Below are 26108 nucleotides of genomic sequence, written 5' to 3'. Positions count from 1 at the left end.
TTGCACAAAAAAAACGATCCTTAAAGGGTCGTTTTTTTACGTTTATGATAAAGAGAATGTAATAATAAATACCTTTTAACTGAAGAATAAAGATCTTTAATTTCCGATTTAAGTTTGTCAATAATATCAATTATAAATTAATGACTATTATTTTAATAAACTATTGTTTATTAAAAGGATTTAATATTTTGTACTGCTCAGTCATCAACAAGAAATAAAGCGTTTTAATTGTTGTTTTAGTATTGAAAAGTCATTACTATTCATTTCAGGACATCGTTTACATAAAATTATATTTCGCGTAACAATGCTAAATATGGATTATTAGAACGATTAAACAACGAGGATGTTTGGAGACATACAATGCGCGCTACTTTTCATTTAAAAACTCTTGCGATAGCAATCGCTACTATTTCTGTAGCCAGTGTGACTAACGCTGCAGGTCTTGATCGTTCTGGTCAAGATATCACAGCATTCCTACAAGATGGCACCTATGCCGAAGCTGTCTATACCTATATCGACGCTGATGTCAGTGGCTATGATAGCGCTAATAATAACCCGCTTGATAACTCTTACGTACGCGGCAATGCAACAGGCGATATCGCTGAATCTTATGATTTCTTTCGTTACGGTGTAAAAACGGATATCAATGATACTTTTAGTATCGGTGTTTTATACGATGAGCCATTTGGCGCTGCTGCTGAATACAAGGGTGATAATAACTTTGTTGCTAATACTAATCCAGCTGACTCAGTAGGTGAATTTGCAGATGACGAGCAGCCTAGTGGTTCACTTGGTAATGCAATCATAGGCGCTGAAGCAACGACTGCAGGTGAGAATACTAAAGTTGAAGTTCGTAGTGAGAATTTAACTGCTATTCTTGGTATGAAACTTGGTGCGAATAAAAACTTCCAAATTTACGGTGGTCCTGTAGCACAGCGCGTTAAATCTGATGTTAAGCTGCGTGGTCTTGCTTATGGGCCTGCTACTAGTTATACCTCACATATTAGTCCAGATCAGGATTATGGTTGGTTAGCAGGTATTTCTTATAGTAAGCCAGAAATTGCTTTGAAGGCTGCTTTAACATATCGGTCAGAAATTGACCATAGTATGAACATCTATGAAAGCTATCCTTTAGCTCCTACATTAAGTGGTGGTGCACTTCCATCTACTCAAGTTACTAACATGGAAATTACTACTCCAAAATCAGTAAACCTTGATTTCCAAACTGGCATTAACCCAACGATGTTAGCTACTGCAAAAGTACGCTGGGTACCTTGGAGTGATTTTTCAATCACACCGCCACTATACAATGCAGCCAGCAAAAATCCAGTTTCACGTCCTGATGGCTTGAACTTAGTTGATTATGAAGATGATCAATGGCAAGTAGAGCTCGGTCTTGCTAAACGTATTGCTCCTGCTTTAGCGGTTAGTGGTACAGTTGGATGGGACAGTGGTGCTGGCGATGTAACAACGTCATTAGGCCCTATCGATGGTTACTATAGTGTTGGTTTAGGTGCTAAATATAACGTGACTCCTGAATGGGCGGTATCAGCTGGTGGTAAATATTTATGGTTCGGTGATGCCAAAGGTCAATTACCGACAGGTAAAATCGTTGGTGACTTCCAAGATAACGATGGTTATATCCTTGGTGTGAAACTATCTTATCAAGGTGAGTAAAGATATTAGGGGCTGGCCTAGATAAGTAAAACTATTTAGGAGAGCCCCAAATATTATTATAAATGCAATTGCGATATTAAAAAAAGCGACCCACAAGAGTAATGCCAGTCAGTTAAGGCAAAAACTCAATAAAAGTAATAAAATAGCCCATCTAATAAGTAGATGGGCTATTTTACTATGAGACTACAAAACGCTATTAATGAGACGCATAAAAGGATTCCAGACACCCTAGAACAATTTAGTGAATTAATAGATCCTGAGTGGATACAGCAAGCTTTAGAATATACCGGCAAAGCGAGCATTAGAAGGCGTAAGCTACCTGCTGAACATGTCGTTTGGCTAGTCATAGGTACCGCCTTATATAGAAACCGTTCCATCTGGTATATCACAGAGCAAATGCGTCTTAATCTAGACTCACAGGCCTGTGTACCCAGTGCAGTCGTACAAGCAAGACAACGCCTCGGGCATGAACCTCTAAAGCAGCTATTTCATCAACTAAGTGCTCACTACCAAACAGAATCACTAACCCAGCAGCAAGACTTTATGGGACTTAGCGTCCAAGCTGTAGACGGTGTCGTATACTCACTACCCTATACTGATGAGAACCTTCAGCACTTTAGTTCAAGCAAAGGCAGAACCAAAGAGGCGCCCTATCCACAAATGCGTTCGGTATGCCTGATCAATACTGACACGCATGAGATCATTGACACAACCCTTGGAGATATGGGTCAAGGAGAGATCACCTTAGCCCGTCAGCTAAACGTTCAAGACAATAGCATTACGCTATTTGATAGAGCCTATTTCTCAGCAGACCTACTTATCAGTTGGCAACAAACCCATCCAAACAGTCATTGGCTTATGCGGGCTAAAGATAATCTGCGTTACACTGTGATTGAAACCTTTAGTGAAGGGGACTACTTGATACAAATGCCGGTTTCTCCCCAAGCTCAAAAGAAAAACCCAAACCTACCCGATACTTGGCAAGCTCGATTAATTGAGTGTCGTTATGAGGGTAAGACAAGACGATACATAACCTCTTTAATAGATGATAAACGCTTTACTAAGGATAAAGTGGCACAGCTGTACTTGCAGCGCTGGGAGATCGAGATGGCTTTTAGGGAAATTAAGTCTGATCTACAGGAGGGGCTGGTGTTAAGAAGTAAGCTGCCACAGCTTGTGTTACAAGAGTTCTGGGGGCTTATGATTGCTTATAATCTGATAAGACGTTTGATGCGCTATATGGCAGTTAGAGCTAAGGTTAGCCCTCTACGAATTAGCTTTCATATGGCGTCTATTACGATTGTTGATCTGTTACGGTTTGCGCCTTTACAGGCTGCAGGACTCTTCCCTAAGTTGTTAGATACACTTTTAGAGGAAGGGAAATTGTTTGTTATTCCTGAACGTAGAAAGCGATCTTGCCCGAGGGTAGTTAAGGGTAAACCACAAAAATATCCCAAAAAAAATACCAGTCAGCGTTAACTGACTGGCATTAACCCACAAGAGTCGCTTTTTTATGGTTTGTTAAGAGAGAAGAAATTATGTTAACTTCACAGATCATTAATGTAACGAGGGAAGTAAGATAAAATAAAACCACCTCATTAGGTCTGCAAGTATGGAAACGCGATTTTACCGTACTTGGCTTAACACCAAGACTGGTATTTGATTATGAGACCACCTCTAGTAACTTTGCTTATTATGATGATCGTGATGAAAAATCAGCGACGGTACTACTAACCAAAACTTTTTAATAATATATAAAACGTTGATACTAAAAGACCTCGCTACGATTAGCGAGGTCTTTTCATTAATAGAACCGTAAACAATAATGGTTTATTTATCTAAGTTCATTTCCATCTCTTTATACTTCGCAGATACTGACGGTCTTGGACCTCCAGTCATGATACTGACAGCAAAGATAGCGATGGTACTTAAGATAAAGCCTGGAACGATAGCGTACAACCAACTGTTTAGTGCGACGCCATTCATCTCGAACGGGCCATAGACCCACAGGATAACGGTCAATGCACCAATCACCATACCGGCGACAGCGCCATTGCGGTTCATACCGCGCCATGTCAGACTGAAAATAACCAAAGGCCCGAATGCGGCACCAAATCCTGCCCAAGCATTAGAAACTAAGTTCAGTACCGAGCTTTCTGGATTAGACGCCAGCAAAATAGCGACAAGGGCCACCACAATAACTGAGATACGGCCGACCAATACTTGACGCGCTTCTGGGGCATCTCTATCGAAGAAAAGCTTATATACGTCTTTGGTCAATGAGCTTGATACCACGAGTAGTTGTGATGATATGGTACTCATAATTGCGGCTAAAATGGCCGCTAATAAGAAACCTGAAACAAGTGGGTGGAACAAAAATTGCGTGAATACCAAAAAGATGGTTTCAGGGTCATCTAGCGTCATTGCCGTTTTTTGTACGTAGGCGCGGCCCGCGATACCCGTAACACAAGCACCGATCAGGCTGATAATCATCCAGCTCATACCAATATTACGCGCCGTTGGTACATCTTTCACTGAGCGAATCGCCATAAAGCGTACGATAATATGCGGCTGACCAAAATAACCAAGGCCCCAAGCGAGTAAGGAGATAATACCTAAAGCTGTCATGCCACTTGTGATATCGAGCATGCTTGGATCGATTGCTCTGATAGCATTGGTCGTTGCGCTTACGCCACCAAGGTCAGTCAAAGCAACGATAGGGACAATTACCATAGCAAAGAGCATGATAATACCTTGCACAAAGTCGGTCATTGATACAGCTAGGAAACCACCAAATAGCGTATAAGCGACGACGACGCCAGCGGTCACCCACAGACCTGTACTGTAAGAGAGATTGAGCGAGCTTTCAAAGAGCTTACCGCCACCGACCAAACTTGCGGCGGTATAGACGGTAAAGAATAAGATAATTACCACGGCTGAAATGACGCGCAGTAAATGCGATTTGTCCTCAAAGCGGTTGGCAAAGTAATCGGGTAGAGTGATGGCGTTGTCAGCGACTTCGGTATAAACGCGAAGACGCGGTGCCACGATAATGTAGTTTAAAAAAGCACCCAAGGTCAAACCGATGGCAATCCAAGCACTGACCACACCGTCAGCATACATGGCACCTGGCAGGCCAAGGAGCAACCAACCTGACATATCCGATGCGCCTGCTGATAAAGCGGTCACGGCGGGACCTAGGCTACGACCACCGAGCATATAGCCTTCAGTATCATTGGCTTGCTTAAAATAAGCATACACGCCAATCCCAATCATCACTAAGAAATAGGCGCCAAGTGATATCAGCACACCACTAGAAACTCCGTTCATATAAACTGTCCTTAACCAACATAGTTGGCTGTCATTATTTTTAATGAGAAAAATTGAGTCTTATAAGACGCTGCTTAAAAAACCCTATCTCAACGTATCTCAAGATAAAAAATCTAAAGACGAAAAAAGCCATTAAGTAGGACATAATGGCTTTTATTCAAAATCTGCTGTTAGTTTTATATGATTGGTGTGGTTGTGGGTTGATACCTACAAAGTCGTAATGAAATGCAAACGGCAAACTTGTATCGCAATCTTATCTTCTCACTCGCATCAAATCATCGTTTATAAATATCAGCCGCTTATATAACCAATCATTTAAAACCATCAAACCTACTGCTTACTATCATATATTACTAGAAGTCTTCAATATATGATTATCAGTGAGGTTAAGGTAAAATTATGTTATCTAAACAACGTCAGACGTATTATAACGTATGAGTCACACAAATGCGAACGCGCCTATTTATCGAATAAATATCTTTTTATCGAATAAATATCTTGATTAGCGAATAATTTAAAATCGCTTGCCAATGATTGAATAGATGGTTTAGTCAATCGGAGCAAGCAAATCTAGTAAAGCCGTTACGCTACTAGATTGGGTGAGTTTTGGATTAATGACCACGCCCAAATAGCGCTGCAATTCGATATTATCGGCCATATCGATACGTTCTAAATCTTGACTGATCATGGTTTGCGGCAGTACCGACCAGCCAAGTCCCACAGATACCAACATCCGAATAGATTCTAATGGGTTGGTGCTCATAGTGGCATAAGGTTTTAGATTGTGTTTGGCAAATTCCGCTAAGGTGATTTGGCTAGTAAAGGTATTGGCAGACGGTAAGATAGCAGGGTAGCGCGCCAATTGCTCGAGCGTCACATTGGACTTGGTCGCCAAAGGTGATAACGTACCGGTCATAAAGTAAAGCGGATCTGACCACAAGGTATGATAGGTTAAGCGTTTATCATAGACGGGTGGCAAGGTTAAAAATGCGAGTGACAAATCGCCATCGAGCACCGCTTTATGAGCGGTTTCTGAATCGACAAAATGCACTTCTAGCTGCACGGCAGGATAAGCTTGGATAAAATGCTTGAGTACTGGGGCTAAGTGGTGCAAGCCAATATGGTGGCTGGTGCCGATAACAAGTTTGCCCGAGACAATATGCTGCGAGTGCTGGAGATTGATTTTAAAGTTTTCATAATCTTCAAGCCAGCGTTTGGCATGAGGCAACATCTCACTGGCCGCTTGCGTTGGAACAATACCGCGCCCGACTGTATCAAATAGGGTGATGTTAAATTCGTCTTCTAAGTTTTTAATACGTTTACTGACCGCAGGCTGAGTGATAAACAGCTTTTCTGCGGCACCTGAAATGCTGCCTGTTTGCATAACCGTGACGAATGTCGTCAAATTTGTGGTATTCACACCGATGTCCTTAGCTAGTAGCGAGCTATAATTAAAAGTTGGCTGGCCTAATCAAAATGAATTAGAAATAAAAGTTTGTGACTATGTAAAAATCATCAATTATTATTATAGGATTAGCCTGCTATAATCACAAGACATCAAGACGTATTGTGACATATTTATTCTGTTAAGCGCATTTTTGACAGCGTATTGCTTGTTTTACCAAGCTTGTAGCACTATAAATAGTCATTATTATAAAATATTTGCCTTTATAAAATCTCTGGTTAATTAAATATTAGATGTAAACAGCAACTTAAAGTGCGCCAGCAAATAGATTAAGTCATACCTTCATTAGTAAAGTAATAAGCCATTTAGTCATTAGTAAATAAAAGGATAGCAACATGGCCGGTCAAACGTTATATGACAAACTTTGGAATGCTCACGAAGTCAGCAAGCGTGACGATGGTTCGAGCCTGATTTATATCGACCGCCATTTGCTGCACGAAGTGACAAGTCCGCAAGCCTTTGAAGGTTTAGAGCTTGCCAACCGAGAGCCATGGCGTCTGTCGGCTAATATCGCAAGCCCCGACCACAACGTGCCAACAGTGACCAAAGAGCGCTTAGAGGGTGTGTCTGGTATTAAAGACAAAGTATCGCGTCTGCAAGTGCTGACCTTGGATGAGAACTGTAGCAAGTTTGATATTGCTGAATTCACCATTAATGATGCGCGTCAAGGTATTTTGCACGTGGTCGGTCCTGAGCAAGGTTTGGTCTTGCCTGGTATGACGGTGGTTTGTGGTGATTCACATACCGCTACTCATGGCGCCCTTGGCTGCTTAGCGCATGGTATTGGCACCTCAGAAGTTGAGCATGTACTAGCCACCCAGTGTTTGATTCAAAAGAAATCAAAAAACATGCAAATCCGAGTCACCGGTAAGCTTGGCGCTGGCGTGACCTCAAAAGATGTGGTACTTGCTATCATTGCCAAAATTGGCACGGCTGGCGGCACAGGGTACGCCATTGAGTTTGCAGGGCAAGTATTTGAAGACATGAGCATGGAAGGTCGTATGACCGTCTGTAACATGGCAATTGAAGCGGGTGCACGCGTCGGCATGGTGGCGGTCGATGATACGACGATTGACTATGTCAAAGGTCGTCCTTATGCGCCAACCGAGGAGCAGTGGGAGCAAGCCGAAGCTTATTGGCGCACCCTGTATTCAGATAATGATGCGGTATTTGATAGCGTGATTGAGTTGGATGGTAGTGAGATAGCGCCGCAGGTTTCTTGGGGCACCTCACCTGAGATGGTTGTGGATATTACCCAGTCGGTTCCAACGCCTGACCAAGCGGCTGATGAAGCGCAAGAAGAAGGTTGGTTACGCGCTTATACTTATATGGGTTTAGACGCTGGGCAAAAAATTACTGATATTCAGCTTGATCGTATTTTTATTGGCTCATGCACCAACTCACGTATCGAAGATTTACGGGATGCCGCAGCAGTGATTAAAGGCCGTAAGGTTGCTGATAATATTAAAGAAGCGATCGTGGTAGCAGGTTCTGGGCAAGTGAAATTGCAGGCAGAAGCAGAAGGTTTGGATGCCTTATTTACGGATGCAGGTTTTGAATGGCGCGAGCCGGGTTGCTCGATGTGTTTGGCGATGAATGCCGATAAGCTTGAGCCCGGGGAGCATTGTGCCTCAACCTCTAACCGTAACTTTGAGGGTCGTCAGGGGAATGGCGGTCGTACGCATTTGGTCAGCCCAGCGATGGCAGCAGCAGCAGCATTGGCAGGTCACTTTGTCGATGTGCGCACGTTTTAACTTTTGATTCTGTGCTTTATTTATCAATAATAAATATATTTGATAGGAAATCTTATGCAAGCTTATAACACCCAAACGGGTATCGTTTGTCCGCTCGATCGCGCAAACGTCGATACCGACCAAATTATCGCCAAACAGTTTTTAAAGTCTATTAAACGTACCGGTTTTGGCGTCAATCTATTTGACGACTGGCGTTATCTTGACGAAGGCTATCCGGGTCAAGACAGTAGCACTCGCGTGATTAATCCAGATTTCGTCCTAAATCAGCCGCGTTATCAAGGTGCAACCATTTTGCTGGCACGTAGAAACTTTGGCTGTGGCTCAAGCCGTGAGCATGCGCCTTGGGCACTTTCAGAATATGGCTTTCGCACGATTATTGCACCAAGTTTTGCCGATATTTTTTATAACAACTGCTTTAAAAACGGCATGCTCCCAATCGTTTTAGATGAAGCCATTGTCGATACTTTGATGAAAGCGACGCTCGCCAATGAAGGCTATGAATTAACTGCCGATCTTGAGCGCCAAGTGGTCATCACCCCAACCGGAGAAAAGTACGCTTTTGAGGTCGATGAGTTTCGTAAGCATTGTTTGCTCAATGGTCTTGACGATATCGGGCTGACTTTGCAGCAAAGCGATGCTATCAAAGAATATGAGCATAAGATGATGCAAAAAACACCTTGGATATTCAATGAGGTTAGAGCTTAGTCTTTGATAAAAACGCTTCATATGAACATTTTAATCGACATAAAAAAGAGCTCAGCGCTAATACAGCGTTGAGTTATGGGCATTAAGTGGCTAAAATGAATGGCAATCTATTTTTTACCTTATTGTATTTTCTTCCTTATAAATAGTAGACGCCATTATGAATAAAACACGTTTTGCTGTATGGACAGGCACGGCTCTTGCCGCAAGCTTATTATTATCTGGCTGTCAATTGTTGACGGGCTATCAGCAGATAGACTCGGCAGAGAATGCCAAAGCGTGGACAGGCAAAATAAAACCCGTCGCTGGTGAAGTAAATATCGCCTGCGTGGGAACGTATCATTGTGAAATAGCGCGCATTGATCAGACACGCATTATAAGCAGTGAGACTCATGAGCCGATCAATCCCACTATGCTAGTCAAGACACAAGAGGCAAATGGCAAAAGTCGTGCCGGCAATAAGCAGGTCTCCGTGCCCATTGCGATGGATATGACACCGCTGAGCCATAAAAACGCCATTAAAATTGTTCCCTTAACTGCGTCTGCTATGCCTGGGCTTACCAATTATTATGCGCGAGTCACACCTGCGAAGCGCGAAGTGCAGATTAATTTTTATCCAGAAAATAATTTGGGCTACGTTGAGCGTTTTGCGATGATTCACGACTTTATGGAAGAAGGTACGTATCAGCTGCGTGCTTACCAAAAAAAATCTGGCGCAAATTCAGGTAGCTTGTTAGAAACGGCTTCTCCAGAGCCATTGTGTGTCGATCTTTATCAAGGCAACAGCGTAAAGCGCCGTTTTTGTAAAGAGATGGGGGCTGAGCACCAAGGAGAGTTTGTAGAAACTCGTGTGGTTAAGGCAGCGCCCGCTCAAACGCCATCAGCAGCGAAAAATAAAGTGAAAACCAAAGCTGGATAGATAAAGTTAGATACAAGTAATTATTAAATATTGACGATAGACCCTGACTTCTTGCGCAGCCCATTGCCCAAGAAGTCGTTTTTTAACAGGCTATATAAGCCTGCTAGCAATACTATAACTAGCAATACCATAAACAACAACTTACTTCCCCATTTACCCACAAGGATTAATATGGCAACGATTTTAACATTAGCAGGCGATGGCATCGGCCCTGAAATCATGACTCAAGCCATTGATGTGCTAAATGCTGTCAATGATAAGTTCGCTTTAGGTTTGACCCTAGAATCTGGATTAATTGGCGGTGTGGCGGTTGATGCAACGGGTGAACCGCTACCAGAAGAAACGCTTCAACGTGCGCGCGCAGCAGATGCTGTGTTACTAGGTGCTGTGGGTGGTCCTAAATGGGATGCTATCGAACGTAGCAAACGTCCTGAACGTGGTCTGCTGAAAATTCGTAGCGAGCTTGGTTTGTTTGCCAATCTGCGTGTGGCAAAACTCTATCCGCAGCTTGCTAATGCTTCAAGCATCAAGCCTGAAATTATCTCAGGTTTGGACTTGTTAATCGTTCGAGAATTGACTGGCGGTATTTATTTTGGTGAGCCGCGCGGTATTCGTACCCTAGAAAATGGCGAGCAGCAAGGCTATAACACCATGGTTTATAGCACCAGTGAAATTCAGCGTATCGGTAAAGTTGCTTTTGAGTTGGCAAAAACCCGCGCACAAGCAGCCGGTACGCCCGCCAAGGTTTGCTCAATCGATAAAGCCAATGTCTTAGAAGTCACCGAGCTGTGGAAGCAGACGATGATTGAGATGCAGGAAGCGGATTATAATGACGTAGCGTTATCGCATATGTACGCGGACAATGCTTGTATGCAGCTGATTAAAGATCCTAAACAGTTTGATGTCATGGTCACGGGCAACATGTTTGGTGATATTTTATCTGATGAAGCAGCCATGCTGACCGGCTCTATCGGCATGCTGCCATCGGCGAGCCTTGATGAGGCAGGTAAAGGTATGTATGAGCCTTGCCATGGTTCAGCGCCTGATATCGCCGGTCAAGATAAAGCCAATCCATTGGCGACTATTTTATCGGTGGCGATGATGCTGCGTTATACCTTTAAACAAGAAACCGCGGCACAAGCGATTGAGCAAGCGGTCAGTGAAGTGCTTGACGATGGCTTACGTACCATTGATATTCTCGATCGTAGTGAGACGGGGCTTAAACAAGTAGGCTGTAAAGAGATGGGGCAGGCGGTTTTGGCAAAATTGGCCTAATGAATACCGCTTTAATAGAAGCTGATATTTCTACATCCTAATTAGTTCTAAATCATAAGAGTAATATCCCCATAATTTGCTAAGCAAGTTATGGGTTTTTTTATGCCTATACGGCGCATTTATGGAAGGTAACACACTTACTCAAATAGTCGCAAAAAAAGCCTTTTTTTAACACAGCTACCGCAGGATATAGGTTTAATTAACACAAAGCTGTTATATCCTCACACGCCGATCTGTCACTATAAATAGCTCATTAGCCTATTAAAGTAGAGATTGTTTATCTGCACTATTTTTGTCTGACATCATAATAATTTAAAAACCATTAAGCTCTAAATAAAATATTTATAAACAAAGGGTCTTGATAGGCAATTTTTCATTAAATTCTAATAAGAACAATACCAATAAAAATTCTAGGAGTTTTACATGTATCAAGTAACAAAAATTACTAGCGCATTAGCAGCACTGGGTTTATCGGCGGCTTTAGTGATGAGTCCAAGCTTTGCTGCCACTGACCATACTAAAACTGACAATAATAAAGATATTAGCCCAGTAACCAACGGCGTCAGTCAAAAAGTTGCCAGTAATAGTAAAGCAGCGACGTCATTAAATAAGTACTTACCAACGATTAAATATACAACTGAAAATCTGCCAGTGCAGGCGCAAAAGGTAAATAGTGCTACTTGGAAACAAGGAATGAAGAGAGATCGTGATACTACTACCAAGCTGCAAGCTCTATTAAACTGGAACCAAAATGGCGTAGGTGCAGTTGATGGATATTGGGGTAAGAACACCATCAAAGCCATGCAAGCGTTTCAAAAAGCCAATGGCTTGACGGTAACGGATACTTTAAATAACGAGACTTGGCAAGCATTGACTAAAAATGAAAAGCTAACGACGCAGCCAGTATTGGTTCGTTATCAGCTGAGCGAAGATGACGTTAATATCAAAACCACCACCATTCCCGCTGGCGCAGAAGCCAAAGCCAAGCTCGATGGCATGTATTATGAAAGCGTAACGGAAGGCTTAGCAGAAAAGTTCCATATGAGCGAAAAATATCTTAAAGCGCTCAATCCTAATGCTAAATTCAGCGCCGGCGAAACCATTACTGTTTATAACCCGGGCAATCCAAATACCAAATCTGTGAGCCGTGTCGTTGCTGATAAAGCAACCGAAACGTTATATGCTTATGACGATAAAGACAACTTAATTGCTAGCTATCCGACTACTGTGGGCAGTACTGCAACGCCCTCACCAACAGGTACGCATACGGTAGAAGTAAAAGTGCATGAGCCTAACTATACCTATACGGGTGACGATGGCAGTAAGTCTATCATTCCGCCAGGCCCAAACAATCCGGTCGGTTTGGTATGGATAGGGCTGAGTAAGCCTTCTTACGGTATTCATGGCTCGCCAGATCCTGCGCGTATTAGCCGTCAAGCATCGGCTGGCTGTATCCGCCTGACTAACTGGGATGCTTTAGCTCTGTTAGGTGTGATTCAAGATGGTGCCACGGTCGAGTTTAAATAAGAAGTTGTTATGTATAGAATAATTAGACTTTGAAGCCTACTCCTTAAAATGAAGACAAAAAAATACCGCTACAATAGCGGTATTTTTTTATGGTAAAAGCAAAAAACTGATATTAGAACACTAAAATTCGCTAGGTAATAATGAGTAGGTTAGCAATGTCATTATTATTATCAGTTAAACCACTCAAGCATTTACATCAATGCAGTTATAACCATTTTAGGTAATAAAATTTTAGTTTTTACCACGGTAAGTAATGCGACCTTTTGATAGGTCGTAAGGCGTCATCTCAACCTTAACTTTATCGCCAGTTAAAATGCGGATATAGTGTTTACGCATCTTACCTGAAATGTGCGCAATGATTTCGTGTCCGTTTTCTAGGCGAACTTTAAATAACGTATTTGGAAGGGTGTCGATGACTTCGCCTTCAAATTCAATAATATCGTCTTTTGCCATAATTTTTTATCTATCAATCAATTAAAAATAAGACCATATTATACGCAAGTTAGCGGATTAAAGCAATACAGAACCTGATTTTTACTTGACAGCTTGTAAGTGATATGTATGTCTGTTTGTATTAACGATGTTCGCTCATTATTTAATCAGGCAGGTTAAGCCAAACAGGCGTCAAAGGCGCGTGTGGCAATAACTGTTGAAAGCGTTCAGGATAGTAGGCATTGATAAAATACAGGCCGTCACCAGAAGCGGTCGGCGGAGCAATGCTACGGTCTTTTTTGGCTAAAATATCTAAAAAGGCGGCTGGCGGCAACTCATGTCGGCCGATAGCGTAGAGGGTGCCCATCAGATTGCGCACCATATGATGTAAAAACCCATCCGCTTGAATATCAAAAACGATAAACTGCCCATGCGCAAATAGTCTGGCGTGACTGACATGACGCACAGGCTGATTAGATTGACAAGCGGCTGCACGATAGCTACTAAAATCATGAGTACCGGCAATATCAGCCGCCGCTAATTGCATCGCCGCTAAATCTAGCGGCTCATAAATGTGAGTCACTTGATGATTTAAAATAGCAGGGCGCTGGGCTTGATTAAGAGTGATATAGCGATAACGGCGGGCAATCGCGCCAAAGCGCGCATGAAAGTCAGCGGGCATCGGTTGAATCCAGCGCAGAGCAATATCATCGGGTAATAAGCTATTGATGCCGCGTAGCCAGTTATGGGTAGGGCGATAAGCATGAGTGACAAAATGCGCAATCATATTGCTGGCATGGACGCTTGAATCCGTACGCCCCGCTGCCACCACTTCTACTGGCTCATTGGCGACCTTGCTGATAGCGGTTTCTAACGCTTCTTGGACGCCAAGCACTTCTCGTTGTCGTTGCCAACCATGATAATTTGTACCTAAAAACTCGATGGCAATGGCTAAGGTATAAGTTGCTCGGTCTTCAGTTGCGGTTTCAGCTTTAATGTTGTCATTTTTGATATTTTCGGTCTCAGGTATTGTCATGTTAAAGCTTATAGAGTGATAAACAGTGAATAGTTATTTAGCGTTTTTTGATAGTAGTACCGGCCTGATTGACATTATTTAACCAACGCTGACGCCGTCTGGCCGGGGTATCATAACGCACTAATAGCCATAGCAAGCGCGCATAAATTGCGGGAATGGTTAAGCGGCCGCCGGCAATCACGTGATAATCGTATTGCCAACTGCCCGCCGCATAAGTGTCACTAACGCCGCCAAACGGGCATTGACTGGCACATATCAGCATGTGACCTTTTTCATAAGCCAGTTGCAATGTTTCTGCTAAAGCTGGCGAGTAAGGTACATTACCAGAGCCAAAACCTAATAAAATAATGCCACAAGGCGGCTGTGATAATAAGGCGCGCAGCTGATTGTTTAAAACGTCCGTATCATTTGGCAAACAATATAAAGCGTGAACGCGTGCTTGCTCCGCCCGAGCTTCGATAGTGCTGACCAGTGCTTGCTGATCATCTAGCCAATGCTGGCGGCGGGTATCTGATAAGCTTTTGATATAACTATTGGCCGGATATGCCGCTCGTGAGTGACCGGTAAACGCCATAAAGTCATGGCTATGAATTTTTTGCACGGTTTGTGCAGGCCATGATTCGCCGCCAAAGCTAATCTTCACGCCTGACTCACCAGCTGCCGCCAGTTTTAATGCGTCAGTGAGGTTGTCCCAAGCGTCGCTATGGGTATCAATCGTATAAGCATCCAGCACTTCACTATCGAGTAAGGGGCGCATGCTACCCGTAACGACAACGCAAATATCGCTGCCAGCAAAAGCCTCAGCCAAAAAAGCCCCTAAATAACTCAAGGTATCTGTACCAGTAATTAAAACAAAGCGTTTATGGCCTTGTGCATAAGCCGATAATAACAGCCGATAAAAATGAATAAAATCGTGAGGGGTAAGTTGGCTGCTGTCCTTAATCAGACCGTTATTTAACCAAGATACGGGCGCTAGGTGCGTAGCTGCACTGTGTTCAGCCAATAATTGTTGCAGCGTTGGCAAAAAAATATCTGCTGATAATGGCGCTAATGGACGTCCATAACTGCCAAAAGTGCCGCCAGCATAAATGAGTTGAGTAGGTGTGGAGAGTGTTCTTTTCATAGCAGAAGAGGGCATAGTATGGCCACAATCAGAGAGTATTGGAAAAGGTGATGATAATACGAGTAATTTAGCACGTTAAATAGTAGAAAAGCTAACTGCAAAAAAATCAGCAAGTATTCTTATGCTAATAGAATACTTGCTGATGGAAGAAAATGCTACTTTTTATGCAGTGCGATCTAGGAGTGCTTGCGCTTGACTCTGCTGCTCGCTATTACCTTGGTTAATGACCTCAATCAGTAAACGTTTGGCACTATCATATTCGCCCAATTGCACATATTGACTGGCTAAGTCTAAGGTGACTTGATTGCTGTCTAAGGTTTTAACAAAATCAAAGTCCGCGGCAAAACGTGATGAAAAGTCCTCTGTGGCTTCAATCTCAGTCTCAATAGTAGCGTTATCTAGCGTATCAGTGCTATTGATATCACTACTGACATCATAATCGTTTTCAACTTCAACCGGTGTCGTCGCTGTTGGTGCAGCGGATAAAGACTCGAAGTCAAAATCATCATCAATCAAAGTATTGTCATCGAACCTGTCAGTAGTTGGCGCGTTACTTGAGGCTGCTGTCGCATTCGTTTGTAGGTCAGTCGTATCCACATCTTCGAAACTAATCTCGTCGATGACATTGCTTTCCAAAACACGGTTATTCTCTGATGGATGGTCTTCAAGAACAAAGTTGTCAAATTCATCTAAATCATTCAAGCTATCATCAATAACAGCAGAATTTTCATCTGATGATGATTGTACTTCAACTGGTGTGTCGTTATTATCATCTAAAATATCAAGAGATAAAGCAAAATCATCTTCTAATGAGCTGACGTCTGTCATAGACTCATTATTAAGATTCACATTAGCTTCGCTTGTATCAAGCTCTAAGTCTGCTAAGTCTAAGACAAAATCTTCATCATTTAATGTTATTTCATCATCAGCGTTGTTTAAATCATTTTTAGACAAAGAAGTATTAGTTTCCGACGCAGTATTATCCTGTTCTGCTAAGTCGAAGTCAAAATCCAGCTCACTATCGCTATTGTTGTCATTTGCGCCGCTGACCGTCGATGTTGATAAGCTTTCCTCATCGGCAATATCTAGCTCAATGACAGGTGCGGCACTAGTAGCAGCTGGCTCATCAATATCTTGTTCTAAGTCATCTAAACTTAGGTCAAAATCTTGCGCGCTATTATCAAAATCATTAGAAGTTTCTAATGTACTATCTGATCTAGCGGTTAAATCGTTTTTATATTCTTGACGATTAGCTGCTTGTTCGTTAATACTGGGATCAATGGTTGGCTCGTTATTCTCGATTTTGTTCGCTGGTAAATCAAAATCGATACTTTCAAAGCCAGCGTCTTGATTGTTATCAGCTGGCAACGCACGTTCGGCTGCTTGATTTTGTTCTTCAGTCAGCAATGCTTTTAAGTCATCAGCCTGAGCGATACTTTGGGCATCACCATACATTTTAATAGAATCATAGACTCTGCTAAAGTTATCAGACTCATCTATCGTTGCGTATACTGCTAGTAGTTTAAGAGTTAACTGGCTATCATTTGGTTTTTCAGCGAGACCACGATTGAGAGTTTCAATGGCTTTATCATAGCGCTGTTGCTCCATAAAACGCTGTGCTATCTCAATATGATCAAATCGCTTATCACTATTGACATTAGCTTGAGTAGCGGCACCTTTGATAGCGGTATGTTTTGGTAAAGTCGCTGTTCTGTCTGCTTTTATGCTTGACTGTGCTGGTGGTTTTTGCGCTTTGTTTTTGCGCATGACTAAGACTGCTATTAGTACAATACATACCAATCCAGCGATAATATATAGCATATTGTCCATAGTTACTCCTATACCTACGATCATGGTTTCAGCATACGACACTGATCGGCTAGGCAATTATTGATTGCGTAATTTTTCGAGACGAGCTTGTAACTCCGCCAGTTTTTGGTTTTGTAATTGCAGTTTTTTAGTATAGCTGCCAAGCGTATTGTTGGTCTTTGATAAACGCTGCGCTTGGTCTGCGGTACTTTGTCTTGATGACTTAAGAATATCTAACACATCTGTACTAAGCCCATTGCCCGCTGCCACGCCTTTTTTAGTTTTAGTGCCATCGGCGCTACCGTCATAACCAGGAGCGAGCACGGAAAACTGGGCGGCTGGTAATATCTGCGTTTTTTTGGTTACGGGTTTCTCATTTGCTGCTTTAGGGGCAGGTTTTAGCGCAGCAGATTTTTTGGTAGTAGGTGTATTTGCTTGGCTAGGATACTGCTTTTGAGTACTAATGGCTTCTTGCAACTTCTTCTGTGTTGGCATCACGTCATAATTAGGCAGACTTAACTCGGCATTAGCTTTTAGTTGATCGGCGTTTTTATTAATAAAAGCTTTCGGATTTTGTGCTTGAATCTCACTCATCACGGTTTGAACGTCAAGATTGTTTTTTTCTGCGATTTGCTGGGCAATAACCCATAAGTTATCGTTGCGTTGTACCGTATAGGTAATCTTGGAGTTATTATCATTATTCGCTGCGGTATTTACTAAGCCTAAAAAGCCCGTTTTTATAGAAGGCTCAGTTGTCAGGATATTAGGTTTTGATGCGATTTGGTTTGTGGAAGCATTACTATAAGAAACTTCGCTAGACGGTGCCCTGTTTAAAGGCGCGTTCATAATAGTGTTATTGTCAGCATTGCTTTGAGCAGTTATTCTATTGCTATAAGGCGCTACTGTAGTAGATGCAGTGACCATGACGGCATTATTACTAATATCGTTGTTTTTATTATTCTTAAGCAGTATTTGACGAGTAATTTTTACATTTAGAATATCAAAGATTTGCTCACTCATTGGCGCAGTTTTATTTTTGTCTAAAGCACCAGTTGGGTTTGGCGTAGTGTTTGTCTGCATAGCTACATTTTTATTTATATGGGCTTTATTTATATCGGTATTATTATTCAAACGATTGACAGGAGAAGTCGTTGCGTTATTTTGTGTCATCGTTCTGTCTGGCGATAAACTGGTTGCTGTAAGCGCCTGACTATTACTAACTTGAGATGCCGAGGCTTGGCTGCTCGGTAGTTGAATGCTAGGGGCAGAGGTTTCTATAGCTACTGGCTTTGAAGCCAGCAATTGAGTGGGTGGAGTTTTAGAGACAGGTAATAATGGAGGCGGATTGCCTTTTCTCACTGTTAACGGTTGCGCGCTAGTGGGAGAGACAGTCGGTAGATTAAGTTTATTTGCTGCTGTCACACTATTTTTTGAAGGATTGATGGGCAAGCTGCCATCAAGTGGCATAAGCAATGTCTTAGGGATAACGCTACGCTGCCCCCCCCATCATTAATGGCTAAAACCACATCAGCAAAAGGTTGAGAGACAGGTTTTGTAGTCGTAATAAAGACATGCCCACTGGTGGCTGAAGTAGGCTGAAAACGAACCGTCATTGAATCAGTAGGAGTCAAACCCATTTGTTGATAAAGGGTAGGGTCAGCTAAACTCGCGGAGAAATCAGGGGTTTGAATGTCAGTAACAACAATACTGGCTGATAAAGGTTCATGCTGAGCTGAGGTAATGACAGTCTTACCCATGGTAGCCGCTTGGGCGTTAGACATAAGTGCGGCATAACTGACTGAATAAAGCAGCGCCATTGATACTGAGCGATGTATCGTAGTCAAGCGATGAGATAAATGACAAGACATGTGCAGCCCTTTAAAAATAAGTATCAACTATGTTGTTATAACAAAACAGCGTTTAGTTTACCAGTTTATTTCACCGTCGTTATAAACAATATATTTATTGTTTGCTTAATGTTTACGCTTGCGCTTTTATTTTTCTATCAAGTAACATGGCGTCGCCGTAGCTAAAAAATCGATATTGGTTATTAATGGCATGTTGGTAAGCTCGTTCAATCGCGGCTTTACCTGCAAATGCAGACACTAACATGAGCAACGTAGACTTTGGCAAATGAAAATTCGTAAGCAGTTTATCTATCACACCAAATCTAAACCCAGGATAAATAAAAATATCAGTATCACCCGCCCAGCTAGAAAGCGCTTGTCCATTGATCGTTGTTTTTTGATAAGCGGTCTCAAGGACGCGGGTCACTGTCGTGCCTATTGCAATCACCTGTTTGCCATTAGCATGGGCTTGGTTGATGAGGTCGGCGGTAACTTGAGGCAGATGAGCGTATTCGCTATGCATGGTGTGATTGAGTAAGTTGTCGGTTTTGACTGGCGCAAACGTACCAGCTCCTACATGCAAGGTAACAAAAGCAGTATGGATACCTTTAGCAGCCAGCTTATTTAGGACGAGTTCATCAAAATGTAAGCTGGCCGTCGGTGCAGCAACGCTGGCAAGTTTGGCTGGGTCATGAAAAACCGTCTGATAACGGGTATTGTCGGTCGCATCGGCGTGGCGCTCAAAGTAGGGCGGAATAGGCAGCTCACCATAACGCTCTAAATCTGGCAAAATCGGCGCTTCAAAAGCTAAGATAAATAAGTTTTCTTGACGACCTATGACCACAGCCTGCATATGACCATCAGCAATCTCTAGCCGTTGCCCAAGCTTAGGTGCTTTACTGGCTTTAACATGACAAAGGGTAATATGCTCTTGGTTAATGCTCTTGCCATCTGTCGTTTCTAGCTGTAAGACTGTGCTATTTAAATCTGAAATGTTAACCAAACGCTCAATCAGCACTTCGATCTTACCGCCCGTATCTTTTTGCCCAAACAAGCGCGCTTTCATGACTTTGGTGTCGTTAAAGACAATTAAATCGCCCGCATTTAGCAAATCGGGCAGCTCAGAGAATTGTTTGTCTATAATCTGGCTGTCGCTATCTTTTTGCTGATTGGTGGCTAAATATAGTAATTTTGACGCCGAACGCTGCGCTAAAGGATAACGGGCAATTAAGCTGTCCGGCAGTTCATAATCATAATCATCAACACTTAGATATTCTAAAACTTCAGTATTTTTATCTAGCATCTTATTAGTGTTTTTAACGCTGCTCTTGTCAAGATTTTTTTCAGCAGTATCGGTGCAAGTCGTATCTAAGTTTACAGGTTGAGAATCAGTCATAGTCAGTCTTTCAGTAGATGGAGATTTTGACGTAATTGTAGCAGAAATGCAGATATGAAAGAACGTTTTCCTCAGCTGCTACCGTTCATATTAAAGCTGAAAATAAATTAAATAGCCTAAGCAGTAATTATTAAATACTTAAAATTTATCTTTATCTTTGCAAGTAAAGTGCCATTATTCAAACAAATCTAACTGTGGCAAAATTTGAGTAGCAGGCATCAATGAAGAAAACGTCACCCCGACAAGCCTGATAGGCAGTAAGCGCGGAATATCTAAAAACAGCTTATCAAGCCAGTAATGGGCAGATTCGGCACTATCAAAAGCGGTAGACAAGGTATGTGAGCGCGTAACTTGGGTAAAGTCAGCGTATTTTATTTTAAGGGTAATGGTATAGGCGATGAGCTGTTTTTTGCGTAACTGATTAAAGGCATCGGTATTTTGCTCATAGATTTGTCTGCGTAGCTCATCATCATGACTCAAATTATCTCTAAAAGTCGTCTCAGAGCCAACCGACTTGTGCGTACGCTGCGATTTAACGGGGCGTTCGTCACGGCCATGAGCGATGTCGTGATAAAACTGACCACGCTTCCCAAACTCATTGACCAATAGTGCAGCGGGCGTGCGTCGTAGGTCAGCGCCATTACTGATACCCATCGCATGCAAGCGCCGAGCAGTCGCTTTACCAATACCGTGAAAACGCTCAATGGGCAACGCGCTAATAAAGGCGTCGGCATCCGCTGGCGTGATAACTGCCGTACCATTAGGTTTGTTAATATCAGAAGCAATCTTGGCGAGCATTTTATTAAACGACACGCCTGCAGAGGCATTAAGCCCCGTCTGCACTAAAATCTGTGCCCGCAGCCAATTTGCCATTAGCGTGGCTGAACCTTGATGTACGCTTAATCCTGTCACATCAAGATAGGCTTCATCTAACGATAATGGCTCAACTTGCGGGGTTAAACTATGCATAATACGGCGAATATCTTGACTGACCGCGCGGTAGACATCAAAACGCGGCTGCACAAATATGACATCTGGGCAACGTTTACGCGCCTCATAACACGACATGGCGGAGCGTACACCAAACTGACGCACCTCATAGCTTGCCGCCGCAACCACGCCGCGACCATTTGGATCTCCGCCAACGACTAAGGGCTTGCCGCGCAGTTCAGGAAAGTCGCGTTGTTCCACACTGGCATAAAAAGCATCCATATCGATATGAATAATTTTACGAGGGGTAGGTTGAATAAGAGCGGTCATAACCACTATTTTACCTGATTTTATTATGAGTTTTAGCCTCTATTGCTAATAGAAATTATAAAAGACTGAGCTTAATTTTGGGCTCATTATTTTACTTATCCTTGAATAAGGCGCATCTTGTAAAAATTACAAATTTATACCGCTTGTCCTTAAATACCTACCGTCTGTCGGGAATGCTGCTTTCTATGTTACAGTTTTGCTACTAAAGTTCTACACTAGAGTTTCTATAAAAATAAAGAGTTGTTAATTAATTTAACGACCCATGTTGTATTGTTTTGAATAAAATAGGAAGTTGTTAGAGCTCGCGTCATTCTTATGGATTAAGTAATGCTAAAGCAGGATAGCTGAGGAGCTTGGTATGAATAATGAGCTAAAAGGGAGCGATTTAACCCGCGCGCTACTTAAACGAGGTTATAAGGGCGTATGGTGTGCGGTCGATGATGAAAGTGATGAGCAGGCGATAAAGGATCAATGTGGTAATGATTTTACTGCTTATATTGTGTCATTTAAGAATGGCTGCTTTTATTGTAGTGGGGGCATGTCATGGCTATGTGCGGTACCTATTAAGATAGTGGCGGTCACGCAAAAAGAGATGAAGATTTGAGCAGCGATATAAATAAAAAGCTATCCCTATTTAATAACCTCTAAATTAAGGGTAGTTCTTTTTTAGAGGTTATTTCTTTGAGGTTAAGCGTTTGGTGCATCAGGTTGCTGCATAGGGTCGGCGTCAGCAAAGGCTTTTAGCGTACGGCAATGGGCGTCGATTTGGACAATATTTGGATAAGGATTTAAGTCCACTTCAAAACGCCGCGCCGAAGAAACTTGCGGGATTAAATAACAATCTGCAAAGGTCGGGCTGTCGCCGTAGCAAAATTTCCCGCGAGTTTTGTCAGCGACCAAGCGTTTTTCTAACGCAGCAAAACCCTCACTTATCCAGCGATTACACCATTTTATGACCTCAGCCTCATCTACCGACAGCTCATTGCGTAAATATTGTAAAACACGGCGGTTATTAAGCGGATGAATATCACAACCAATCATTGCGCTTAACGCCCGTACTTGCATGCGCCCCGCAGCGTCTTTAGGCAATAATGGATTTTTAGGATAAACCTCTTCCAACCACTCTAAAATAGCCGGACTTTGAAATAACAGCAAATCATCGGCTTGTAAAACAGGCACCAACCCTTGAGGATTAAGTGCTAAAAATTCGTTTTTTAATTGTTCATCTTGCGCCAAATTAACCGCAATATAGTCATAATCTAAGCCTTTTAGGTTCATCGCGATACGCGTACGGTAAGACGTACTGCTGCGAAAATAGCCATAAAGTGTCATCATTATTTATTCCTTTTATTATGTTGTCTTGTTGGTTATATAAATGGGTATAATTATTGATAAAGTAAATAATTAATTGAGCAAAACATGCCCGTATCTGAAAACCTGACAGACAATCCTACTAGCAATAAAAACCAAGGTGGCGTGCAGTCACTTGAAATTGGATTGTCAGTATTAGACGTTCTAATCAATCACAACGAACCTATGATGCTAAAAGACATCGCTCAAGCTGTACAGATGCATCCGGCAAAGTGTCATCGCTACTTGGTCAGTCTTATTCGTAAAAATTATGCACGTAAGCTCAGTGATGGGCGTTATGGGCTTGGCGCTCGAGGAAATTCGCTTGGGCATGCGGACTTCAATCAACACAACCTATTAGAGCGCCTGACGCATGTGGCAACAGAGATTAAAGACACGGTAAACTGTGCGGTTCAAATTGCCAAATGGTTTAGCGAAGGTCCGATTATCATTCAATCGGTTGAGCCAGACAGCCCGATTAGTATCATCACTCGTATTGGCTCGCGTATGCCATTGACGACATCAGCGACAGGGCAGCTGTTTGCCAGTTATCAGCCAGAAACGATTATTAAGCCATTGGTTATCGCTGAATGGCAGACAAATGATAAAGACACTATCGTAGAGCAATGGCAGAATTTTAACCAGTTGCGCGCCAACATTCGTACCCAAGGCTATGCTACGGTCACTGGCGATATGTTAATGGGGATTAATGCCATTACCATTCCAGTGCTTGTGCCGCAACTAGAAATCAAAACCTCGACCACTAATCAGCCGCTTAGCAATAATCAGCTAACGGCTAATGACAAACCATCTGCTGAAAGCTTGCCATTAGAATATGCTATTACTATCATTGGTACCACCGAGCAGTTACCAATGAATGAGCAACATAACGTGGTTGAGCAGATACTAGCCATTGCACGACGCTATCAAATAGCCTAGTCAAAACTTGCTATTTAACTTAACTACTGAATAAAGTAAGTTTTAACTATTGCATAAATTGACGCTGTTACTCACCAACGGGCGCCACGTCTCTTGCTTCAGCGAGTTCTTCTGCATGTAAAAACTGGGTATGAACGGGCGCACGTTTGGTGCGCGACCATTCATCTAGCATCTCATGTTTTATCTCTTCTGTAATCATCGAGACTTTTTCTTCTGAGGTACTATCATCGTAGGTAAGTTCCATACGATGGCCACTAGGATCAAAGAAATAGATAGAATGAAAAATACCGTGATTGGTCACGCCGACTACGTCGATGCCATTTTCTTCTAAATGCTTTTTTGCAGCCATTAACGCATTGCGGTCTTTTACCTTCATGGCTAAGTGTTGCACCCAGTTTGGCGTATTGGGGTCAAAGCCCATTTCAGGCTGATTGGGTACTTCAAAAAACGCCAAGACATTGCCATTACCGGCATCTAAAAATACATGCATATAAGGGTCAAAGGCTTTGGTCGAGGGGACATGGTCCTCAGCGAATGCTAAGATAAAATCCATATTGAGATATTTTTTATACCATTCAACGGTTTCTTTAGCATCCTTGCAGCGATAGGCCACGTGATGGATTTTTTCAATTTTAAAACTCATATCAAACTCCTTTTGATAAAGCGTCCAACTTAATTGGCTGCCAGCACTTCGCTAAACTAAGTGGTGATAATTGTCTAACAGCCTAAGTAATTTTTTTACGCTTGTCTGATTTGTAATTACTTTATGAAATAGGTCTATTTGTCAAAATCAAAGCTAAGCGCAGGCAGTACTTTACCGCGTACTTCACCAAAGCCAACACGAATGCCGTCTTTTTCGCTATAGCCTTTCATAATCACAGTATCGCCATCTTCAATAAAGCTGCGCGTTTCGCCGCCTTTTAAAGTGACAGGTTTGGTCGCATTCCAAGCAATCTCTAACATTGAACCATAAGAGTCTGGCGTCGGTCCCGAAATCGTTCCTGAACCCATCATGTCACCAACTTCTACTTTACAACCAGTGATGGTGTGGTGGGTAAGCTGCTGCGCCATTGACCAATACATATATTTAAAGTTGGTCTCACAAACTACCGTTGCTTCATCGCTATTCTCAGGCAACAGCTCGACTGATAAATTGATATCAAAGCTATTGTTACTGTCTTTTTCATTGAGATAAGCCAGTGGTTTTGGTTCTTGCGTTGGGCATGCAGTCTTAAAAGGTGCTAACGCATCCATGGTCACAATCCAAGGAGATACCTCAGAGGCAAAGGTCTTGGCATTAAAGGGGCCTAAAGGTACGTATTCCCATTTTTGAATGTCGCGAGCTGACCAATCGTTGAGCAAAACCATGCCAAAGATATGATCCGCGGCTGCATCGACTGCGATCGGTTGACCGATATCATTGCCGCGACCAACGACAAAGGCGGTTTCAAGCTCAAAATCTAGACGCTTACAAGGCGAGAAAATAGGACGTTCATCAGCATTGGGCTTTAGCTGACCTGATGGGCGTATCACATCGGTGCCACTAACGATAACGGTACTGGCGCGGCCGTTGTAACCGACTGGCATTTCAGTCCAGTTAGCTAGTAGAGCGTTTTTTGGGTCACGGAACATGGTACCGACATTGGTGGCGTGCTCTTTAGATGAGTAAAAATCGGTAAAACCTGGTACGTGAACAGGCAGATGCATGGTGACGTCTGCTTGCTTAAACAGCGCTTTTGCCTGCAAGTCTTTGTTGTCTCGCAGTGTGTCAATATCAGCAGACAATAAGGTTTGAATGGTGCTGCGCGCCTTGGTCCAATTATCGCGACCAGAATCAATAAAGGCGTTTAGGGTTGGCTGATCAAAATAGGGGCCGCCAGTCAAACTTAATAATCCTTCTGCTTCGAGTATTGATAAGTCTAATACCTGCTCACCAATAGCAACACCTGCGCGACGATTGTTATTACCAGTAACGTCTTTAGCATCACTAAAAATACCATAAGGCAGGTTATGAATAGAGAAGTCAGAATCGGCGGCAATATCGATAAATGAGGTGAGGTTTTTGTCAATCGTTGACATGAGGTGCTCCTTGCTAAAGCGTGTATTGAATTACGTTATAATTAACTGCTTACGTATAATGTAATTTATAGCCAAATAGATTGCAAGGTTTTTTGTGCAGTGTTTTTTATACAGTTTTTTAGAAAGTGGCAGACATAAAAAAAGGCTGAATCATAACTCAACCTTTTTAATCACATGTTTTTTTTAAA

General features: G+C 42.5%; 23 protein-coding genes. 10 read left to right on the top strand and 13 right to left on the bottom strand.

The window, feature by feature from the left end:
* The first annotated feature begins 360 nt into the window (after positions 1-360).
* From RAH45_RS08650 to RAH45_RS08640, 3 genes are all read left to right on the top strand, one after another.
* Positions 361-1677 carry an OmpP1/FadL family transporter gene (locus tag RAH45_RS08650; RefSeq protein ID WP_306495175.1) on the top strand — a complete coding sequence of 439 codons (1317 nt, stop codon included), beginning with the start codon at positions 361-363 and terminating at the stop codon, positions 1675-1677.
* A gap of 177 nt (positions 1678-1854) precedes the next feature.
* Positions 1855-3156 (top strand): IS4 family transposase, encoded by a 1302-nt coding sequence (locus tag RAH45_RS08645; RefSeq protein ID WP_306495174.1) that lies wholly within the window; start codon positions 1855-1857, stop codon positions 3154-3156.
* A gap of 125 nt (positions 3157-3281) precedes the next feature.
* A complete protein-coding gene (locus RAH45_RS08640) occupies positions 3282-3425 on the top strand; it encodes a surface lipoprotein assembly modifier (RefSeq protein ID WP_227514994.1) in 144 nt (47 codons plus the stop codon).
* A gap of 82 nt (positions 3426-3507) precedes the next feature.
* On the opposite strand, the gene putP is transcribed toward RAH45_RS08640, so the two are convergent.
* On the bottom strand, positions 3508-5007 hold the full coding sequence (putP, locus tag RAH45_RS08635; RefSeq protein WP_068407662.1) for a sodium/proline symporter PutP: 1500 nt from the start codon (positions 5005-5007) through the stop codon (positions 3508-3510).
* 547 nt (positions 5008-5554) lie between these two features.
* Positions 5555-6427, bottom strand: a complete 873-nt coding sequence (locus RAH45_RS08630) for a LysR family transcriptional regulator (RefSeq protein ID WP_068407658.1) — start codon at positions 6425-6427, stop codon at positions 5555-5557.
* A 380-nt stretch (positions 6428-6807) separates the two neighbouring features.
* On the opposite strand from RAH45_RS08630, the gene leuC reads away from it, so the two are divergent.
* The 5 genes from leuC to RAH45_RS08605 all read left to right on the top strand — a co-directional run bounded on the left by leuC (position 6808) and on the right by RAH45_RS08605 (position 12649).
* Complete coding sequence (gene leuC / locus RAH45_RS08625; RefSeq protein WP_068407655.1) at positions 6808-8226, top strand: 3-isopropylmalate dehydratase large subunit; 1419 nt, start codon at positions 6808-6810, stop codon at positions 8224-8226.
* A gap of 54 nt (positions 8227-8280) precedes the next feature.
* Entirely contained in the window at positions 8281-8931 is a 651-nt protein-coding gene (leuD, locus tag RAH45_RS08620) for a 3-isopropylmalate dehydratase small subunit (protein WP_102077110.1), read from the top strand.
* Positions 8932-9088: 157 nt separating this feature from the next.
* Complete coding sequence (locus tag RAH45_RS08615; protein WP_102077109.1) at positions 9089-9847, top strand: hypothetical protein; 759 nt, start codon at positions 9089-9091, stop codon at positions 9845-9847.
* A gap of 171 nt (positions 9848-10018) precedes the next feature.
* Positions 10019-11122 (top strand): 3-isopropylmalate dehydrogenase, encoded by a 1104-nt coding sequence (gene leuB, locus RAH45_RS08610; RefSeq protein ID WP_102077108.1) that lies wholly within the window; start codon positions 10019-10021, stop codon positions 11120-11122.
* A gap of 423 nt (positions 11123-11545) precedes the next feature.
* A complete protein-coding gene (locus RAH45_RS08605; protein ID WP_102077107.1) occupies positions 11546-12649 on the top strand; it encodes a L,D-transpeptidase family protein in 1104 nt (367 codons plus the stop codon).
* A gap of 231 nt (positions 12650-12880) precedes the next feature.
* On the opposite strand, the gene infA is transcribed toward RAH45_RS08605, so the two are convergent.
* From infA to dinB, 8 genes are all read right to left on the bottom strand, one after another.
* Entirely contained in the window at positions 12881-13102 is a 222-nt protein-coding gene (infA, locus tag RAH45_RS08600; protein ID WP_021814850.1) for a translation initiation factor IF-1, read from the bottom strand.
* Between the two features lie 142 nt (positions 13103-13244).
* Complete coding sequence (truA, locus tag RAH45_RS08595) at positions 13245-14117, bottom strand: tRNA pseudouridine(38-40) synthase TruA (protein ID WP_226928824.1); 873 nt, start codon at positions 14115-14117, stop codon at positions 13245-13247.
* A 37-nt stretch (positions 14118-14154) separates the two neighbouring features.
* Complete coding sequence (locus RAH45_RS08590; RefSeq protein ID WP_198329073.1) at positions 14155-15255, bottom strand: asparaginase; 1101 nt, start codon at positions 15253-15255, stop codon at positions 14155-14157.
* Between the two features lie 147 nt (positions 15256-15402).
* The gene (locus RAH45_RS08585; protein ID WP_102077106.1) at positions 15403-17070 is read right to left on the bottom strand and encodes a FimV/HubP family polar landmark protein; all 1668 of its coding nucleotides are present in this window, start codon (positions 17068-17070) and stop codon (positions 15403-15405) included.
* A 57-nt stretch (positions 17071-17127) separates the two neighbouring features.
* Complete coding sequence (locus RAH45_RS08580) at positions 17128-18516, bottom strand: type IV pilus assembly protein FimV (RefSeq protein ID WP_306495173.1); 1389 nt, start codon at positions 18514-18516, stop codon at positions 17128-17130.
* Positions 18468-18917, bottom strand: coding sequence for a type IV pilus assembly protein FimV (locus RAH45_RS08575; RefSeq protein WP_306495172.1), 450 nt, complete (start codon positions 18915-18917; stop codon positions 18468-18470). Before RAH45_RS08575 ends, RAH45_RS08580 begins: the two co-directional genes overlap by 49 nt.
* Before the next feature lie 112 nt (positions 18918-19029).
* Positions 19030-20292, bottom strand: coding sequence for a tRNA preQ1(34) S-adenosylmethionine ribosyltransferase-isomerase QueA (queA, locus tag RAH45_RS08570; protein WP_373429165.1), 1263 nt, complete (start codon positions 20290-20292; stop codon positions 19030-19032).
* Between the two features lie 174 nt (positions 20293-20466).
* Complete coding sequence (dinB, locus tag RAH45_RS08565) at positions 20467-21552, bottom strand: DNA polymerase IV (protein WP_306495171.1); 1086 nt, start codon at positions 21550-21552, stop codon at positions 20467-20469.
* Between the two features lie 358 nt (positions 21553-21910).
* On the opposite strand from dinB, the gene RAH45_RS08560 reads away from it, so the two are divergent.
* A complete protein-coding gene (locus RAH45_RS08560; protein ID WP_200663514.1) occupies positions 21911-22156 on the top strand; it encodes a hypothetical protein in 246 nt (81 codons plus the stop codon).
* An 83-nt stretch (positions 22157-22239) separates the two neighbouring features.
* Here RAH45_RS08560 and maiA read toward each other — a convergent pair whose 3' ends face one another.
* Entirely contained in the window at positions 22240-22887 is a 648-nt protein-coding gene (gene maiA / locus RAH45_RS08555) for a maleylacetoacetate isomerase (RefSeq protein WP_306495170.1), read from the bottom strand.
* A gap of 84 nt (positions 22888-22971) precedes the next feature.
* Between maiA and RAH45_RS08550 the strand changes: the two genes are divergently transcribed.
* Positions 22972-23841: an IclR family transcriptional regulator gene (locus tag RAH45_RS08550; RefSeq protein ID WP_144296442.1), complete on the top strand. Its 870-nt coding sequence runs from the start codon at positions 22972-22974 to the stop codon at positions 23839-23841.
* A 67-nt stretch (positions 23842-23908) separates the two neighbouring features.
* Here the strand turns inward: RAH45_RS08550 and RAH45_RS08545 are convergent, their stop codons facing one another.
* Together RAH45_RS08545 and fahA are read right to left on the bottom strand one after the other, a co-directional pair.
* Positions 23909-24484 (bottom strand): VOC family protein, encoded by a 576-nt coding sequence (locus tag RAH45_RS08545; protein ID WP_286796898.1) that lies wholly within the window; start codon positions 24482-24484, stop codon positions 23909-23911.
* 134 nt (positions 24485-24618) lie between these two features.
* Entirely contained in the window at positions 24619-25920 is a 1302-nt protein-coding gene (gene fahA / locus RAH45_RS08540; RefSeq protein ID WP_373429164.1) for a fumarylacetoacetase, read from the bottom strand.
* Positions 25921-26108 lie beyond the last annotated feature (188 nt).

Source organism: Psychrobacter sp. van23A (assembly GCF_030845275.1).
GTDB lineage: Bacteria > Pseudomonadota > Gammaproteobacteria > Pseudomonadales > Moraxellaceae > Psychrobacter > Psychrobacter faecalis.
Note: the sequence above shows the minus strand (reverse complement) of the source record. Positions and strands in the feature narration are given on the sequence as shown.

What these genes read in the sequence shown, in the direction of transcription:
- RAH45_RS08650 (WP_306495175.1), top strand. Translation starts at nt 361, where the DNA reads ATGCGCGCTACTTTTCATTTAAAAACTCTTGCGATAGCAATCGCTACT.
- RAH45_RS08645 (WP_306495174.1), top strand. Translation starts at nt 1,855, where the DNA reads ATGAGACTACAAAACGCTATTAATGAGACGCATAAAAGGATTCCAGAC.
- putP (WP_068407662.1), bottom strand. Translation starts at nt 5,007, where the DNA reads ATGAACGGAGTTTCTAGTGGTGTGCTGATATCACTTGGCGCCTATTTC.
- leuC (WP_068407655.1), top strand. Translation starts at nt 6,808, where the DNA reads ATGGCCGGTCAAACGTTATATGACAAACTTTGGAATGCTCACGAAGTC.
- leuD (WP_102077110.1), top strand. Translation starts at nt 8,281, where the DNA reads ATGCAAGCTTATAACACCCAAACGGGTATCGTTTGTCCGCTCGATCGC.
- RAH45_RS08615 (WP_102077109.1), top strand. Translation starts at nt 9,089, where the DNA reads ATGAATAAAACACGTTTTGCTGTATGGACAGGCACGGCTCTTGCCGCA.
- leuB (WP_102077108.1), top strand. Translation starts at nt 10,019, where the DNA reads ATGGCAACGATTTTAACATTAGCAGGCGATGGCATCGGCCCTGAAATC.
- RAH45_RS08605 (WP_102077107.1), top strand. Translation starts at nt 11,546, where the DNA reads ATGTATCAAGTAACAAAAATTACTAGCGCATTAGCAGCACTGGGTTTA.
- infA (WP_021814850.1), bottom strand. Translation starts at nt 13,102, where the DNA reads ATGGCAAAAGACGATATTATTGAATTTGAAGGCGAAGTCATCGACACC.
- truA (WP_226928824.1), bottom strand. Translation starts at nt 14,117, where the DNA reads ATGACAATACCTGAGACCGAAAATATCAAAAATGACAACATTAAAGCT.
- RAH45_RS08590 (WP_198329073.1), bottom strand. Translation starts at nt 15,255, where the DNA reads ATGCCCTCTTCTGCTATGAAAAGAACACTCTCCACACCTACTCAACTC.
- RAH45_RS08585 (WP_102077106.1), bottom strand. Translation starts at nt 17,070, where the DNA reads ATGGACAATATGCTATATATTATCGCTGGATTGGTATGTATTGTACTA.
- RAH45_RS08580 (WP_306495173.1), bottom strand. Translation starts at nt 18,516, where the DNA reads ATGCCACTTGATGGCAGCTTGCCCATCAATCCTTCAAAAAATAGTGTG.
- RAH45_RS08575 (WP_306495172.1), bottom strand. Translation starts at nt 18,917, where the DNA reads ATGTCTTGTCATTTATCTCATCGCTTGACTACGATACATCGCTCAGTA.
- queA (WP_373429165.1), bottom strand. Translation starts at nt 20,292, where the DNA reads ATGACTGATTCTCAACCTGTAAACTTAGATACGACTTGCACCGATACT.
- dinB (WP_306495171.1), bottom strand. Translation starts at nt 21,552, where the DNA reads ATGACCGCTCTTATTCAACCTACCCCTCGTAAAATTATTCATATCGAT.
- RAH45_RS08560 (WP_200663514.1), top strand. Translation starts at nt 21,911, where the DNA reads ATGAATAATGAGCTAAAAGGGAGCGATTTAACCCGCGCGCTACTTAAA.
- maiA (WP_306495170.1), bottom strand. Translation starts at nt 22,887, where the DNA reads ATGATGACACTTTATGGCTATTTTCGCAGCAGTACGTCTTACCGTACG.
- RAH45_RS08550 (WP_144296442.1), top strand. Translation starts at nt 22,972, where the DNA reads ATGCCCGTATCTGAAAACCTGACAGACAATCCTACTAGCAATAAAAAC.
- RAH45_RS08545 (WP_286796898.1), bottom strand. Translation starts at nt 24,484, where the DNA reads ATGAGTTTTAAAATTGAAAAAATCCATCACGTGGCCTATCGCTGCAAG.
- fahA (WP_373429164.1), bottom strand. Translation starts at nt 25,920, where the DNA reads ATGTCAACGATTGACAAAAACCTCACCTCATTTATCGATATTGCCGCC.